Raw genomic sequence first — 14228 nt, 5'->3', positions numbered from 1 at the left:
TCTGAAGTGCCTACCTTTTCTTTTGTGTGAGGAGGAAGATTGAAAGATTTTGACAATCGCGGCAACAGAGCGTCCTCTCGCATTGACCCGGCGGGGCTCTTGGAGCCTGAGCTGTGGCCGACCCCCACAGGGATGGCAGCCTCGTCAGAGATAGCAGGGCCGGTTCTAAAAATTGTTGGCAAGCAGACCCTAAGCGGCCACGTTCCCATCGGGGGATCGAAAAACTCAGCTTTGGCTCTCATGGCCGGATCCCTCTTGGCCCCTGCCGCTTGTCGAATTCACAACGTGCCGCGCCTGCTGGACATCGAACGCATGGGGCAGATCCTGGCCACCCTGGGGGTTAAGGTGTCCCATGTCGGCAATACCCTTGACCTAGACGCCAGCTCCCTGAGGACTTGCCAGGCTCCCTATGAATTGGTCAGCCAGTTACGGGCCAGTTTCCTTATCATCGGACCGTTGGTGGCGCGGCTGGGAGTGGCCAGGGTGCCCCTACCGGGCGGCTGCGCCATTGGTTCGCGTCCCGTGGATCTGCATGTGCGGGGTTTGCAGGCGTTGGGGGCAACGGTTCAGATTGAGCACGGGGTGGTCCACGCCTATGCCCGTAAGCTGGTGGGAACCCGCATCTACCTCGACTATCCCAGCGTTGGTGCTACGGAAACTCTGATGATGGCTGCTACGCTGGCCGAAGGGGAAACGGTGATTGAAAATGCCGCCCAAGAGCCAGAGGTAGCGGACCTGGCCCGTTTTTGTCAGGCGATGGGAGCCCGCATCCGTGGCGTAGGCACCAATACCGTTGTGGTGGTGGGGGTGCCGCGTCTGCATGGCACAGAGTACACCGTCATTCCCGATCGCATCGAGGCCAGTACCTATCTCATCGCTGGAGCGATTACCCGCTCTGAGCTCACCGTGGGGCCGGTGATTCCGGATCACCTGCGGGCGGTGATTGCCAAGCTGCGGGACATGGGGCTGCGGGTGGAGGAAGAAGGCCCCAACCGCCTGCGCATTGCCCCGGCTCAACTCAGCTCAGGCTGGATTTGTCAGGCCACCGATATCCAAACCCTGCCCTACCCGGGTTTTCCCACCGATGTGCAGGCGCCAATCATGGCTTTGGCTGCTCTCAGCGAGGGCAGTTGCACCATCGAGGAGACAGTGTTTGAAAACCGAATGCACCACATCCCGGAGCTTAACCGCATGGGCGCGGACATTCGTCTCAAGAACCGGGTGGCCATCGTCCGGGGGGTGCCGTCTCTGTCAGGGGCGCCGGTGGTGGCTACGGACTTGCGGGCGGGGGCGGCCTTGGTGTTGGCTGGCCTGGCGGCCGAGGGCTGCTCCACCATCTACGGGCTCCACTACATCGACCGCGGCTACGAAGCCATCGACGAAAAGTTGCGCAATGTCGGGGCCAAGGTGTATCGCTGTAACAACCCGGCAGAAGACCCGACTACGGCCTAGAGTCAGCCAGGGATAACCCCTTCCCGGCTTCAGCGTTCCCTGAATGTAGGTGTCAAGCCATGTCCTACGTGTATGACTGTGTCATCGTCGGCGCTGGCCCTGCCGGCGGAGCTGCCGCCTACCACCTAGCCAAGCGCGGGCGCTCGGTGCTGGTCCTGGAAAAGGATCCCTTGCCCCGCTACAAGCCCTGCGGGGGCGGCGTCTCCCCCATGGTGGCGGCCTGGTTTGACTTTGACTTCAGCCCCGCCATCTCGCTGAAGATTCGGCAAATTCGCTACACCTGGCGGGGTGGGGATCCAGTGGTGGTCGAGTTGGATCTGAAAGAGCCAGTGTGGATGGTGCGACGGGAGGTTTTCGACGCCTACCTAATCCAGCAGGCCCAGAAGCAGGGGGCCACCCTCTGGGCTGGATGTGCCGCTGCCGGCCTTGAGTGGCAAAGTGACCGCTGGCAGGTAATGACTCCTGCTGGCCCGGTCTGGGGCCGGTACGTGATTGGGGCTGATGGGGCCAAGGGGTCGATGGCAAAGTGGCTGGGCTTTCGCAGTCGCCAGTGCCGCCTGGCCGCTGCCCTAGAGGCGGAAGTAGCTGGCTTGGAACCGCAAACTGCCGCTGCTCACTTTGACTTCGGCAGTGTTAGCAATGGCTACATTTGGAACTTCCCCAAGGCGGACGGCTACTCGATTGGAGCTGGCACCTTTCGGGGTGGCCAGAAACAAAACCTGCGAGAAATAGCCAGCCAGTATGCCCACAACTTTGGCATCGACCTCAAGTCGGTTAAGTCCTTTGGCCATCCCCTCTGCCTTTGGGACGGGGATCAACCCCTGCACAGCCAAAATGCGCTCCTGGTGGGAGATGCCGCCTGTGTTGTCGACCCGTTTACCGCCGAAGGGATCCGTCCCTCCCTCCTCACTGGCATGCTGGCGGCGCAGGCCATCGACCAAGCCCTGGCAGGGGATCCCGAAGCCCTGGCCAACTACTCCGCCCGCGTCCAACAGGAGTGGGGCGCAGAGATGCGCTGGGCCAAGCGGATTGCGGCTCTGTTCTACCGCTTTCCCGGCGTGGGCTACCGAGTTGGCGTCAAGCGACCGGGAGCCACCCGGCGTATGGGCCAAATCCTGGCTGGCGAGCTGCGCTATAGCGATGTGGCTAGCGCGGCCATTCGCCAGTTGAGTGCTGGTCTCTTGGCCTAGACAGCTTGCTGGGAACTGCAGCCAGGATCGTCAAAGCGGCGGCTAATCAACAGACAGTTGCGGCCATCGGCCTGGTGAGTGTAGCTCAGGTGAGTGGAGAGGGCTTTCATCAGCAAAATGCCCCGTCCTCCCTCGGATTCGGCGTCGGGGAGAGGGTTGGCTGCTAGGTTTTGGGCAAAGCCCTCCAAGTCAAACTCCTGACCCTGATCCCAGATGCGTAGCTCTAGTCCCTGCGGCGTCAGCGTCAGCTGGATATCGATAGGCGTACTGGCGGGCAGGGCGCGATGGGCATGGCGGACGGCATTGGTAAACCCTTCCGCCAGAACCAACTGGCACTCCAACCAGATGGGATCTGGAATACCCGCGTTGCGAAAGGACTCAAACCAAGTCAAAACTTCACCTAGGGCATCCAAAGTCGTGTCAACCCTCAGCGCAAAGGCTCGTTTTTCCTCTGCCGGAATCTCTGCCTCACTCAAATTGCGCCCTACTCCGAAGTTCTCCCTCAGCAGGAATGACCCGGTCAAATTCTAAACCAACCTGCTTCAGCCGCTTACCCCCCCTTTTAGGGGGCACTGAGGCTTGCTGTAGCCGCGCCTTCAACTTCCCAAGGGAATGAGAAGCTGCCTAGGAAGAAGCTAAGGGGAAGGGTCTGGGCAGTAGGGGTTAGGATCTGTGAAGATTTGGCCTGTTCTGGCTATGAGTCTCTCTACCTGGAAGCGCTGGTTGGACTCTTTTCTCATTGCCCTGGCCCTTCTGATGTTTGCCGGCTTTGTCTGGTTTGTTTTCTCGGTAACAGCAGCCTTCTTCGGGATTACCCTAGGCTACAAGCTCTGGCTGCGGCTGTGGCTACCTTTGTTTCAGCCGTTGCTGGGGATCCTGACAGCTGGCGCTTTGCTAAGCGGCGTGTGGAGTTGGCTCTCCCACAATCGAGACCATCAGCAGTCCTAAAGATCCGCCGGCGCCAAGAGGCCACGGACTGGCTCTATACTGAGAAACGTATCTAAATGTTGAGCACCTGAGGCAGTTTGGCGTCGTGTTTGTCCTATCTGGCTACGAGTACCTGCTGGCTTTCCTCATTGTCTGCGCCCTGCTGCCAGTTTTGGCCCTAGGGGCCTCAGCCCGTTTGTCTCCCAAACGGCAGGGAGCCCTGCGAGTCAGCACCTATGAGTCGGGGATGGAGCCGTTTGGGCAGGCCTGGATTCAGTTCAACATCCGCTACTACATGTTCGCGCTTGCCTTCGTCATTTTCGATGTGGAGACTGTGTTCCTCTACCCTTGGGCAGTAGCTTTTCACCGCCTGGGGCTGCTGGCTTTTGTGGAGGCTTTGATTTTCATTGCCATCCTCGTGGTGGGTCTTGTCTACGCTTGGAGAAAAGGAGCGCTGGAATGGTCATGACCTCTAAGGAGCCGGAAGTTTTGTTTCCGGCCTCTCCTCCGCAAGTGACTACGGATCTTTCCAACAATGTTATTCTCACAACGGTAAACGACCTCTACAACTGGGCCAAGATGTCCAGCCTCTGGCCGCTGCTCTATGGCACCGCCTGCTGCTTTATCGAGTTTGCGGCGATGCTGGGATCCCGCTTTGACTTCGACCGCTTTGGCCTGTTGCCTCGGACTTCGCCGCGCACCGCTGATTTGCTCATCACAGCGGGAACGGTAACCATGAAGATGGCGCCGGCGCTGGTTAAGCTCTACCAACAGATGCCCGAGCCCAAGTACGTCATTGCCATGGGAGCTTGCACCATCAGCGGCGGCATGTTCAGCTCTGATTCCTACACCGCTGTGCGAGGGGTGGATAAGCTCATCCCCGTGGACGTGTACATTCCCGGCTGCCCGCCCCGCCCTGAGGCCATCATGGACGCCATTGTCAAGCTGCGCAAGAAGATTGCCGCTGAGGACATGCGGGAGCGGGGCCGTCTGCAGCAAACCCACCGCTACTACACCGTCAAGCACAACCTCAGACCGGTGCCCGAAGTCATCACTGGCAAGTACTTGGAGAGCGAAACCCGCCAGGCTCCGCCGCCGGAGCTAGCTGCCGCCATTGGCCTGCCCGTGCCGCCGGCCCTGCAGACTGCCGACTTCAAGCGGGTAGAGCAACAGCTCAAAGCCTTGCAAGGAGGGGCCTGAGATGACGGATCCCAAAACGCCGGAAAGTCCGCCGCCTGCCTCTGAGCCAGCCGAGTCGCTGGCAACGCGGGAGCGAGGTCCAGTTTCTCAGTTTCTTGCTGACAACGGCTTTGACCACCAGTATCTGGGCAGGGATGCGGCTGGAGTAGAGCTACTGGAGGTGGAGCGGGACTTTCTCCTGCCCGTATGCACCGCTCTCTACGCCTATGGCTTCAACTATCTTGCCTGCCAGTGCGGCTATGACCTAGGGGCAGGCCAGCCGTTGGTTAGCCTCTACCACTTGATTAAGCTGACGGACGGAGCGGATCGCCCGCCGGAGGTGCGCGTCCAGGTGAAACTGCCCCGCGACGATCCGCGGGTGCCCTCGGTGTACTGGATCTGGAAGTCGGCTGACTGGCAGGAGCGGGAGACCTACGACATGTACGGCATTATCTTTGAAGGTCACCCTAACCTAAAGCGGATCCTGATGCCAGAAGACTGGATCGGCTGGCCGCTGCGCAAGGACTACATTACGCCTGACTTTTATGAGTTGCAGGATGCCTACTAAGAGGGCTCCCTCAACCACCTGGCTGGCGTTTGCAGGATAAGCGAAAATGTGGCCGTTTTTGCTCTTGGCAATCTACGCAGGAGGGGTTTGGTACTCGCTCCGCAAGGCAGATCGCCTCTACTCGGGATCGGGAAAATGGCTGGTCTCAGCTCTCTGGCCAGTCCTACTTTTCACAAACCGTCGGTTTCGCCAAAATTGGCGCCGCCCCTTGCAGAGATGAGTCTCCTAGCCTATAGGCACCTTGTTGCACCCCCAGACGGACCAACAACTTCGGGATCTCATCGCTAGCCGCATCCGCGCCCAGGGGCCAGTGACTTTTGCCCAGTTCATGGAGTGGGCCCTCTACGAGCCGGAGCTGGGCTACTACGAGCGGGGCTACCCCATTGGCCCTGACTACTTAACGGCTCCCCACCTGGCGCCCGACTTTGCTCACCTGTTGGCGGAGCAGATTCACCAGTTCTGGCAAGTTCTAGGCTCCCCTTCTGCTTTTGCGGTCGTTGAGATGGGGGCAGGCAGCGGTCGCCTGGCTGAAGATTGGTTAACCTACGTGCGCTCGGCTTACCCCGCGTTTTGGCAGGCTCTAGAGTACGGGATCCTGGAGCGCTCTGCCTCTTTGCGGCGGCTGCAGCAGGAGCGCTTGGCGGGCTTTGGGGAGAAGGTGCGCTGGCTGGCGTGGGACGAAATCCCGGAGGAATCGGTAACTGGCTGTTTTTTCTCCAATGAGCTGGTGGATGCCTTTCCGGTCCATCGGGTGCAGGTGCAGGGGGGGTCTCTGCGGGAAATCTACGTGGATTGGACAGAGGGAGGGTTTCAAGAGGTGCTGGGGGATCCCTCGACCCCCGCGCTAGAAGCGTACTTTGCCCGGCTGGGGATCCCAATTACCACCTACCCCTCTGGCTACCAAACCGAGGTCAACCTCAAGGCCCTCGAGTGGCTGCAGCTTCTGGCCCGCAAGCTGCGGCGGGGCTACGTGCTGACCATCGACTACGGCTATCCTGCCCAGCGCTACTACAGTCCCCAGCGCTCCCAGGGCACGCTCCTAGCTTACCGCCGACACGCCACCTCTGCGGATCCCTATAGTCGGGTGGGGTGCCAAGATCTCACGGCCCATGTGGACTTTACAACCCTGGAACAGGTGGGGGAATCCCTGGGACTCAAGCGACTGGGCTTCACGCAGCAAAGCTGCTTTCTGGTAAGCCTGGGGTTGGCGGAGCGGCTGGCCGCCCTCAGCTCAACGGGCGGTGGGTCAGGGGGCGTGGGCCAGGTGCTGCAGCGGCGCTTTGCGCTCCAAGCGCTGATCGATCCGCTGGGACTAGGCAGCTTCGGGGTGCTGCTGCAGGCCAAGGGCCTGAGTGAGTTGGAATCTACCCAGCGGCTGCGGGGCTTTGCCGAGCCGGAGCTAATGCCTATGGGCGGGGCGGGCTTGCAAGTGAACCCTACGGCAGGGTTTGGTAGCGGCACTTACAGCAGTTCGAAAGATCCCTGGCTAAAATCCCGCGGCAGCTAGGCCGTAACTCCTGAGAGGTTCTCGGTGCGCTTGGAGCTGTTACAGGCTTTTCTAAACGTCGTCGAAAGTGGCAGCTTTTTGGCTGCAGCCCGCCGCAGTGGCCTAAGCCAGCCTACCATCAGCCGCCAGATTCAGGCCTTGGAGGAAGAGGTGGGCGCCCCGCTACTGCACCGCAAGAGCCCAGTGGCCCTGACGGTGGCGGGGGAACGGCTCCTACCCCATGCCCGGCGCATCTGTCAGGAGTGGCAGCAAGCCCAAGCCAGCATTCGGGAATGGCTGCAGGGCGGGCAAAGCGAGCTCTGCGTTGCCGGGATCCACTCCCTGACTGCCTATCGACTGCCGCCGGTGCTGCAGGAGTTCTGCCGAGAGTACCCGCAGGTGCAGTTGCGGGTTACAGCTCTAGGCAGCGACCGCGCCTTGAAGGTGCTCAAGGATGGGTTGGTGGATGTGGCTTTGGTGATGGAAAATCCCTGGCTAAGGCGGGGGGACGAACTGGTAGTGGAGCCCCTGTATTCCGAGCCCATCCAGGTGTTGATGGCCACCAGCCATCCCCTCAGCCGCTACGAGCGGATCCCTTGGCCGGTGTTGGCCGAGTACCCCCAGGTCGTGTTTAAAGATGGCTATGCCATGCGCACTTGCGTGGAGTCCCACCTGGCCCGCCAGGGGTTAACTCTCAAGGCAGCGCTGGAGCTGAACACGCTGGAGGCCTTTCGCGGTGTCGTTCGCCAGGGGCAGTTGATTGCTCTCCTGCCAGAATCGGCTCTAGTGGACTGTCACGCCGACCCAGGGTTGCAGGTGCGGCCCACCGACCCCCCCTTGTTGCAGCGACAGGTAGTGGCAGTAACCACCCGTGATCGCTATCGGATCCCGCCCATTCGCCGGTTTTTGCAGTTAGCAGCCCAGTTGCTCCGCCAGCCTGCTTCCGACGCCAAGGCAGATAGGGATGCCTCCTGGGTTTCTGCCAAGTTCGCTCGCCCTAGACTGCCAAAGCTATGAGCCACGAGTTTCGCGAGCTTTTGAAGAAAATCAGCAGCGGCACCCACACTCACGAGGATCTCACCCGCGGCGAAGCCGCCCAGGCCATTCGGCTGCTCCTTGCGGGCAAAGCCACCCCGGCCCAGATTGGGGCCTTTTTGATTGCCCACCGCATCAAGCGCCCCACCGCCGAAGAGCTGGCTGGTATGTTGGATGCCTATGCCGAGTACGGCCCTCGCCTTCCCCAACGAGATCTGCCCCATCCCTTGGTTATCTTTGGCCACCCCTACGACGGCCGCTCGCGAACAGCGCCGCTGGGGGTGTTAGTGGCTTTGGTATTGGCGGCAGCAGGAGCAGCTGTTTTGCTCCATGGTTCCGGCTTTTGCCCTCCCAAGTATGGCCTGCCCTTGGAGGTGGTTTGGCGAGGCTTGGGGGTGGACTGGCGAGGATGGTCGCTGGAGCAGGTGGGCCGATGCCTGGAGCAAACTGGCTTGGGATTTTTGTACTTGCCAGACTGCTTCCCCCAAGCGCAAGCTCTGATGGAGTACCGGGATCAAATCGGCAAGCGCCCTCCCCTGGCTACGCTGGAGCTGGTCTGGGCACCCTATGAGGGCCCCTTCCACCTGGTGGCCGGCTATGTGCATCCGCCCACCGAGGCCACAATGCTGGAGTTGTTTGCCCTGCAAGGGATCCAAAACTTTACCACGGTCAAGGGACTAGAAGGCAGCAGCGACCTGCCGCGGGAGCGGACAGCTATCCTCAACCACCGCGGGGAACGGCTGCTGCTCAAAGCCCGCGACCATCACCTGGCTGGCCCGGAGATCCCGCTGGCGGAGGAGAAAGAGTTGCTGCGGCAGATGCACCAGCTCCTCAACGGGGATCCCTCCCCCCTTGCCCCAGCGGTACTCTGGAATGGCGGCAGCTACCTCTGGCTGCTGGGCTATGCTCAATCTCTCAGCGAGGGGATCCAGCAAGCAGAGGAATTGCTCCGCTCTGGCCGAGTGAGGGAAAAGCTGCAACAGCTCCAACACCTAGCTTGCCTGGCCCAGCTTTCCTAAAAACCAACTGGCCCAGCCCTTGAGGAGGGCCTGACCGGCTAGGCCCAGAGCATCAGCCGCAGCTCATAGGGATCGGGCATATCGGGGTGAAAGGGCAATAGGCGGATGGCCAACCCCTGCAAGCCGCTGCTCTCGTAGCGAACTTGGCCACAAAAGATGGCGCGATCCCCCACTGTCTCCACGTAGCGCAAGGGGGTTGCCCGGCCGTTTTGGATCTGGCCCTTGTCGTCCACCGACCCCTGGTAGGCTTGAACAATCACATCCTGCGGCTGCAGGGATCCCAGCTGCACCTCCACCGTTACGGTGAGGGGTTCCCCGGCCATCACCACTTCCTGGACCTGACTATCCCGGCCGGCAGAAGGCTTGCCAGTGGGCTGTCTTGGGTTTTCAATCCGGACGTCGAGAACCCGGAGGTTGTACCAGTTCTCCTGCAGATGGTTCCGCCAACGGGTAAACTGGCGGGCCGCCTGGAAGTTGTTGCGCCGCATGCGGTCAAAGGAGTTGCTCAACGGAATGTAGGCTCGCTCGGCATACTCCCGAACCATGCGCTGGGTGCTGAAGCGAGGGCAGTTGAGGTGGATTGCCTGCTTCATGCGCTGAATCCAGGCATGGGGCAGGCCATCGCTGCCGCGTTGGTAGAAAAGAGGAGCTACTTCCTTTTCCAGGAGATCGTAGAGGGCGTTGGCCTCCACCTCGTCCTGGTAGGCGCGATCCTCAAACTCCTCGCCGCGGCCAATGGGCCAGCCAGTCTGGTAGTAATCTGCCTCATCCCACCAGCCGTCCAAGATGCTCAGGTGCAGTCCGCCGTTAGCCGCTGCCTTCATGCCGCTAGTACCGCTGGCCTCGCGGGGGCGCAGGGGGGTGTTCAGCCACACGTCCACCCCGGCCACCATTAAGCTAGCGATGTACATGTCATAGTCTTCGATAAACACCAGCCGCTGGCGGAACTCTGGCTGGCGCGACACCTGGACAATTTGGCGGATCAACTCCTTGCCGGCTGTATCGCGAGGGTGGGCCTTGCCGGCAAAGATAAACTGCATTGGGTACTGGGGATGGTTGATCAGGGCTTTGAGCCGCTCCAGGTTGTGGAGCAAGAGAGTGGCCCGCTTGTAGGTGGCAAAGCGGCGGGCAAACCCAATGGTAAGCACCTCTGGGTTGAGGGCTTCTGAGGCCCGTTGGATCTCAGCCGTCGAGGCTGCCCGCTTTTGCAGCTGCTCCACCAGGCGCTGGCGGGTGAAGTCAATGAGGCGAGCGCGGCTGTGCTCGTGCGCCCGCCACAGTTCCGCATCCGGGATCCGATCCACCTTCTGCCAGAGAGGATCCGAGGGAGGAGCCTCCGCCCAATCCGGCCCCAGGTAGCGGTCGTAGAGAGCTTGGTTTTCCTCCCCCACCCAGGTGCGGACATGCACGCCATTGGTGATGGAGGTAATCGGCACCTCCTCTTGCGGGATCCCAGGCCAGAGGGGGCCAAACATCTTGCGGGCGACCGCCCCATGGAGCTTGCTGACGCCGTTAACAAACGAGGCCATGTTGATGGCCAGCACCGCCATGCTGAAAGGGGACTGGAAGTCGCCTGGATTTTCTCGACCCAGGGCCAAAAAGTGCTCCCGACTTAGGCCCATCTGGCGGTAGTAGGAGCCCAGGTAGTAGTCGATTTTGTCTGGCGGGAACAGGTCGATCCCCGCAGGCACTGGCGTGTGGGTGGTAAACAGCTGGCTCGACTTAGCCACCTGCCAGGCCTCCTCAAAGCTCAGCCCTTGCTCCACCATCAACAGGCGGATCCGCTCCACTGCCAAAAAGGCAGAGTGCCCCTCGTTCATGTGGTAGACAGTGGGGTGGATCCCAAGGGCGCGCAGAGCCCGTACACCACCGATCCCCAGCATGATCTCCTGGTGAATGCGCACATCCTGGTCGCCCCCGTAGAGCTCGTCGGTGATGTCCTGGTCGTACTGGCTGTTGGGCTCGATGTTGGTGTCGAGAAGGTATAGGGGCACCCGCCCCACCATGGCTTTCCAGATGCGGGCAAATACCTTGCGGTTGGGGTAGTCCACCTCAATGCGAATCTCGCGGCCCTCCGCGTCTCTTTGCAGCTCCAGGGGCATGTTAAAGAAATCGTTGGTGGGGTAGCGCTCCTGCTGCCAGCCATCGGGGCTGAGGTACTGGCGGAAATACCCCTTCTGGTAGAGTAGGCCCACACCCACGAGCGGCAGGCCCAAGTCGCTGGCTGCCTTGAGGTGATCCCCGGCCAACACCCCCAAACCCCCTGAGTAAAGAGGCAGACAGTCGGCCAAGCCAAACTCCGCGGAAAAATAGGCGTAGCATTCCCCTTCCACCGCATGGGATAAGCGGTACCGACGGTACCACGTGTCTCGTTGGAGATAGCTATTTAGTTGCTGGCTAGCTCGCTCCAGTTGGGCTAAGAACCCCGGATCCTCTGCCAATTCATCCAGCCGTTCCTGCCGGATCTGGCCCAAAAGAGCCACAGGGTTGTGCCCGCAGGCATCCCACAGATCTGGATCCATGCGCCGGAACAGGGTGCGGGTTTCTACGTTCCAACTAAAATGCAGGTTGTAGGCCAAAAAGCGCAGGCTCTCCAAGGCAGGCGGCAGGTAAGGGATTACCCTAAACGTGCGTAACGGCTTCATATTTTGTTAGGACAAGTGCAGGTCGCCACTGCCAAGCTACCCTGACCTCGGCGGGAGAGCTTAGCTTTTTACAGCTTCTTTCGAGTTAAGGCCGGGCTCCTGTCTACAGGGAACTAAGGCATAGCCCATTCACCTATGGATCCCACTACACCCCTGGCCGACACCATTGCTGCCATTGCCACCGCCGTGGTGCCCGAGCAGGGCAGCATTGGCATTGTACGCCTTTCCGGCTCGCGGGCTTTGTCCATTGCCCAGGCGATCTTTACTCCCGCCCGCCGCAATGCCACCTGGGAGAGCCATCGCCTTCTCTATGGCTGGATCCATGACGAGAAGGGCCACCCACTGGACGAAGCTCTGGCTGTGTGGATGCAGGCCCCCCGCTCCTACACCCGCGAGGATGTGGTGGAGTTCCATTGCCACGGCGGCATTATGGTGGTTCAGGCTACCCTACAGCAGTGCCTGCGCCAGGGAGCCCGGCTAGCGCAGCCAGGGGAGTTTAGCCTGCGCGCTTTCCTAAACGGTCGCATCGATCTAACCCAGGCCGAAAGTGTGGCTGATCTGGTGGCAGCCCGCTCTCCGCAGGCAGCTCAAATGGCGCTGGCGGGTCTGCAGGGCAAACTGGGACAGTCTATCCGCGCCCTGCGCCAGGCGCTCCTGGGCTTATTGGCCGAGATCGAGGCGCGAATTGACTTTGAAGAGGATCTGCCCCCTCTGGATGTCCCGGCTTGGCAGGCCCGGCTGCAAGACATTCAGGCTCAGATGCAGGCCCTGCTGGCCACTGCCGAACGGGGGCAACTGCTGCGCACTGGGGTGAAAGTGGCCATTGTCGGGCGGCCCAATGTGGGCAAGTCCAGCCTGCTCAACGCCTGGTCAGGGCAGGATCGCGCTATTGTCACGGATCTACCTGGCACCACTCGGGATGTGGTGGAATCCCAGTTGGTGGTGAGAGGGATCCCCGTCCAGCTCCTGGATACCGCCGGCATTCGCGCCACTGACGATCCGGTGGAGCGGCTGGGGGTGGAGCGCTCCCAACGGCTGGCCCAGACCGCCGATGTGCTAGTGCTGGTCATCGATGCTCAGGCGGGCTGGACGGAGGCTGATGCGGCTATCTATGCCTCCATCCGCCACCGCCCCCTGATTCTAGTGATCAACAAAACTGACCTCGCCTCCCCCAACGGCATTTCTCTCCCCCCCGAAATCACCTACCGTGTCCCTGCTGTTGCCGCCCAGGGCAAGGGGATCCCAGAGCTGGAAGAAGCCCTGGAGCAGCTTGTTACCCAGGGGCGACCCCAGCCCAACTTGGAGGTCAGCCTCAACCAGCGCCAGGCCGCCGCCCTCCGCCAGGCCCAAGCCAGCCTAGAACAAGTGGCCCAGGCCATGCGGGAACAGCTCCCCCTCGATTTCTGGACCATCGACCTGCGGGGGGCGCTGCACGCCCTTGGCCAGATCACCGGCGAGGAGATCTCCGAGGCAGTCTTGGATCAGATCTTTAGCCGCTTTTGCATTGGCAAGTAACCGCTTGCTAACTCATACTCATTCTGAGTTTGTGTTAGTATAGGCCCAGTTGGGAGCTGACAGATCGATGGCCCCAGCGGGTTCCACAACAGTTGGGAGGTTGGCTATGGTTAGCGCCGAAAAAACCCGTCTCTACCCCACTCAGCTCGACCTGCCGGCCGAGGCCCGCGCGCAACTGGTGGAGCTGCTCAACCAGTCTTTAGCGGACACCCTGGATTTGAAGACTCAGGTGAAGCAGGCCCACTGGAACGTCAAAGGCATGAACTTCATCGCCCTGCACGAGATGTTTGACACCTTTGCCAGCACCCTGGAAAACTACGTGGACATGCTGGCCGAACGGGTTACGGCCCTGGGGGGCATTGCCCGCGGCACGGCCCGCATCGTCGCCCAAACCTCGAGCTTGCCTGAATACGACCTGACGGCTGAAGACGGTCGGGCTCACCTGCAGGCTTTGGCGGCCCGCTACGGTCAGTATGCCGCTGCCGTTCGGCGCAACATTGACCGCGCCACCGAGCTGGGGGACGCCGACACTGCCGACCTGTTTACCGAGATCTCGCGGCAAATCGATAAAGATCTCTGGTTTATCGAGGCCCACCTGCAGGCTTAAAGAGCTAATTGTGGGGTAACAAAATGGTTGCCAGTGCTTCTCTCCTTTACTTGGCAGCTTTGGCAGGCATCCTGGGGGTGGTGGGTTTCTTTGTCTTGCGTGGGGTGCTACGCCTATGGGCGCAGGAAAAAGTCATTCGCGAGCTCCAGCCCCGCCTAAGCAAGGGCAAGGGATCCCCCCAGGAGCACTACGAGTTGGGCAGCGTCTACCTGCAAAAGGGTCTCTACGAGCAGGCCATCGTCCAGCTCAAAAAAGCCCTGGAAGTGGCTGGGGAAAACATCCCCCCGGTTTGCAACGCTCTTGGCTTTGCCTACTTTAGCCAGGGGCAATACGATCTGGCCATTCGCTACTATAAAGATGCGGTGGCGGCAGATCCGGCCTATGTAACCGCCTGGAATAACCTGGGCCATGCCTACGAGAAAAAAAATCTCTACGGCCCTGGCCTGGAAGCCTACGAGACCGTGTTGAAGCTGGATCCCCAAAATGCCATTGCCAAGCGCCGCGCCGAGTCCCTGCGCAAGCGTCTGCAGCCCAGCTCCCGCGGCTAATTGACAATTGCTGGCCTTAAAAGTGGAGGTTAGGGATCCGGTACCGTATTGCCGGGG

General features: G+C 60.8%; 14 protein-coding genes. 12 read left to right on the top strand and 2 right to left on the bottom strand.

Annotated features, from left to right (window positions below; genetic code table 11):
* The first annotated feature begins 132 nt into the window (after positions 1-132).
* Both murA and NW860_RS01845 read left to right on the top strand, forming a co-directional pair.
* The gene (gene murA, locus NW860_RS01850; protein ID WP_414395920.1) at positions 133-1452 is read left to right on the top strand and encodes a UDP-N-acetylglucosamine 1-carboxyvinyltransferase; all 1320 of its coding nucleotides are present in this window, start codon (positions 133-135) and stop codon (positions 1450-1452) included.
* A gap of 59 nt (positions 1453-1511) precedes the next feature.
* Positions 1512-2642 carry a geranylgeranyl reductase family protein gene (locus tag NW860_RS01845; RefSeq protein WP_414422977.1) on the top strand — a complete coding sequence of 377 codons (1131 nt, stop codon included), beginning with the start codon at positions 1512-1514 and terminating at the stop codon, positions 2640-2642.
* Here the strand turns inward: NW860_RS01845 and NW860_RS01840 are convergent.
* Complete coding sequence (locus NW860_RS01840) at positions 2639-3118, bottom strand: ATP-binding protein (RefSeq protein WP_414512048.1); 480 nt, start codon at positions 3116-3118, stop codon at positions 2639-2641. The two genes, NW860_RS01845 and NW860_RS01840, sit on opposite strands and share 4 nt — an antisense overlap.
* A gap of 220 nt (positions 3119-3338) precedes the next feature.
* On the opposite strand from NW860_RS01840, the gene NW860_RS01835 reads away from it, so the two are divergent.
* From NW860_RS01835 to NW860_RS01805, 7 genes are all read left to right on the top strand, one after another.
* A complete protein-coding gene (locus NW860_RS01835) occupies positions 3339-3590 on the top strand; it encodes a hypothetical protein (protein ID WP_414512046.1) in 252 nt (83 codons plus the stop codon).
* An 85-nt stretch (positions 3591-3675) separates the two neighbouring features.
* On the top strand, positions 3676-4038 hold the full coding sequence (ndhC, locus tag NW860_RS01830; protein WP_414405908.1) for a photosynthetic/respiratory NAD(P)H-quinone oxidoreductase subunit C: 363 nt from the start codon (positions 3676-3678) through the stop codon (positions 4036-4038).
* Positions 4029-4769, top strand: coding sequence for an NADH dehydrogenase subunit K (locus tag NW860_RS01825; RefSeq protein ID WP_414395725.1), 741 nt, complete (start codon positions 4029-4031; stop codon positions 4767-4769). Before ndhC ends, NW860_RS01825 begins: the two co-directional genes overlap by 10 nt.
* Position 4770: 1 nt before the next feature.
* Positions 4771-5316, top strand: coding sequence for an NAD(P)H-quinone oxidoreductase subunit J (locus NW860_RS01820; protein ID WP_414395724.1), 546 nt, complete (start codon positions 4771-4773; stop codon positions 5314-5316).
* Positions 5317-5560: 244 nt separating this feature from the next.
* Entirely contained in the window at positions 5561-6823 is a 1263-nt protein-coding gene (locus tag NW860_RS01815) for a class I SAM-dependent methyltransferase (protein WP_414512043.1), read from the top strand.
* Between the two features lie 24 nt (positions 6824-6847).
* Complete coding sequence (locus NW860_RS01810) at positions 6848-7819, top strand: LysR family transcriptional regulator (protein WP_414395720.1); 972 nt, start codon at positions 6848-6850, stop codon at positions 7817-7819.
* A complete protein-coding gene (locus NW860_RS01805) occupies positions 7816-8856 on the top strand; it encodes an anthranilate phosphoribosyltransferase family protein (protein ID WP_414411690.1) in 1041 nt (346 codons plus the stop codon). The genes NW860_RS01810 and NW860_RS01805 overlap by 4 nt, the downstream gene beginning before the upstream one ends.
* Positions 8857-8894: 38 nt before the next feature.
* On the opposite strand, the gene glgP is transcribed toward NW860_RS01805, so the two are convergent.
* Positions 8895-11501, bottom strand: coding sequence for an alpha-glucan family phosphorylase (glgP, locus tag NW860_RS01800; RefSeq protein ID WP_414512040.1), 2607 nt, complete (start codon positions 11499-11501; stop codon positions 8895-8897).
* 135 nt (positions 11502-11636) lie between these two features.
* On the opposite strand from glgP, the gene mnmE reads away from it, so the two are divergent.
* From mnmE to NW860_RS01785, 3 genes are all read left to right on the top strand, one after another.
* Positions 11637-13016 (top strand): tRNA uridine-5-carboxymethylaminomethyl(34) synthesis GTPase MnmE, encoded by a 1380-nt coding sequence (mnmE, locus tag NW860_RS01795; protein ID WP_414405913.1) that lies wholly within the window; start codon positions 11637-11639, stop codon positions 13014-13016.
* 106 nt (positions 13017-13122) lie between these two features.
* Positions 13123-13623: a DNA starvation/stationary phase protection protein Dps gene (dps, locus tag NW860_RS01790; RefSeq protein ID WP_414395712.1), complete on the top strand. Its 501-nt coding sequence runs from the start codon at positions 13123-13125 to the stop codon at positions 13621-13623.
* Positions 13624-13646: 23 nt separating this feature from the next.
* Positions 13647-14171, top strand: a complete 525-nt coding sequence (locus NW860_RS01785; protein ID WP_414395710.1) for a tetratricopeptide repeat protein — start codon at positions 13647-13649, stop codon at positions 14169-14171.
* Positions 14172-14228: the final 57 nt, after the last annotated feature.

The organism is Synechococcus sp. F70.1 (assembly GCF_047502745.1).
In the GTDB taxonomy this organism is placed as follows: Bacteria; Cyanobacteriota; Cyanobacteriia; order Thermostichales; family Thermostichaceae; genus Thermostichus.
The sequence above is the reverse complement of the archived record's forward strand: the minus strand, read 5'-3'. Positions and strand labels throughout refer to the sequence as shown.

What these genes read in the sequence shown, in the direction of transcription:
- murA (WP_414395920.1), top strand. Translation starts at nt 133, where the DNA reads ATGGCAGCCTCGTCAGAGATAGCAGGGCCGGTTCTAAAAATTGTTGGC.
- NW860_RS01845 (WP_414422977.1), top strand. Translation starts at nt 1,512, where the DNA reads ATGTCCTACGTGTATGACTGTGTCATCGTCGGCGCTGGCCCTGCCGGC.
- NW860_RS01835 (WP_414512046.1), top strand. Translation starts at nt 3,339, where the DNA reads ATGAGTCTCTCTACCTGGAAGCGCTGGTTGGACTCTTTTCTCATTGCC.
- NW860_RS01825 (WP_414395725.1), top strand. Translation starts at nt 4,029, where the DNA reads ATGGTCATGACCTCTAAGGAGCCGGAAGTTTTGTTTCCGGCCTCTCCT.
- NW860_RS01820 (WP_414395724.1), top strand. Translation starts at nt 4,771, where the DNA reads ATGACGGATCCCAAAACGCCGGAAAGTCCGCCGCCTGCCTCTGAGCCA.
- NW860_RS01805 (WP_414411690.1), top strand. Translation starts at nt 7,816, where the DNA reads ATGAGCCACGAGTTTCGCGAGCTTTTGAAGAAAATCAGCAGCGGCACC.
- glgP (WP_414512040.1), bottom strand. Translation starts at nt 11,501, where the DNA reads ATGAAGCCGTTACGCACGTTTAGGGTAATCCCTTACCTGCCGCCTGCC.
- mnmE (WP_414405913.1), top strand. Translation starts at nt 11,637, where the DNA reads ATGGATCCCACTACACCCCTGGCCGACACCATTGCTGCCATTGCCACC.
- dps (WP_414395712.1), top strand. Translation starts at nt 13,123, where the DNA reads ATGGTTAGCGCCGAAAAAACCCGTCTCTACCCCACTCAGCTCGACCTG.
- NW860_RS01785 (WP_414395710.1), top strand. Translation starts at nt 13,647, where the DNA reads ATGGTTGCCAGTGCTTCTCTCCTTTACTTGGCAGCTTTGGCAGGCATC.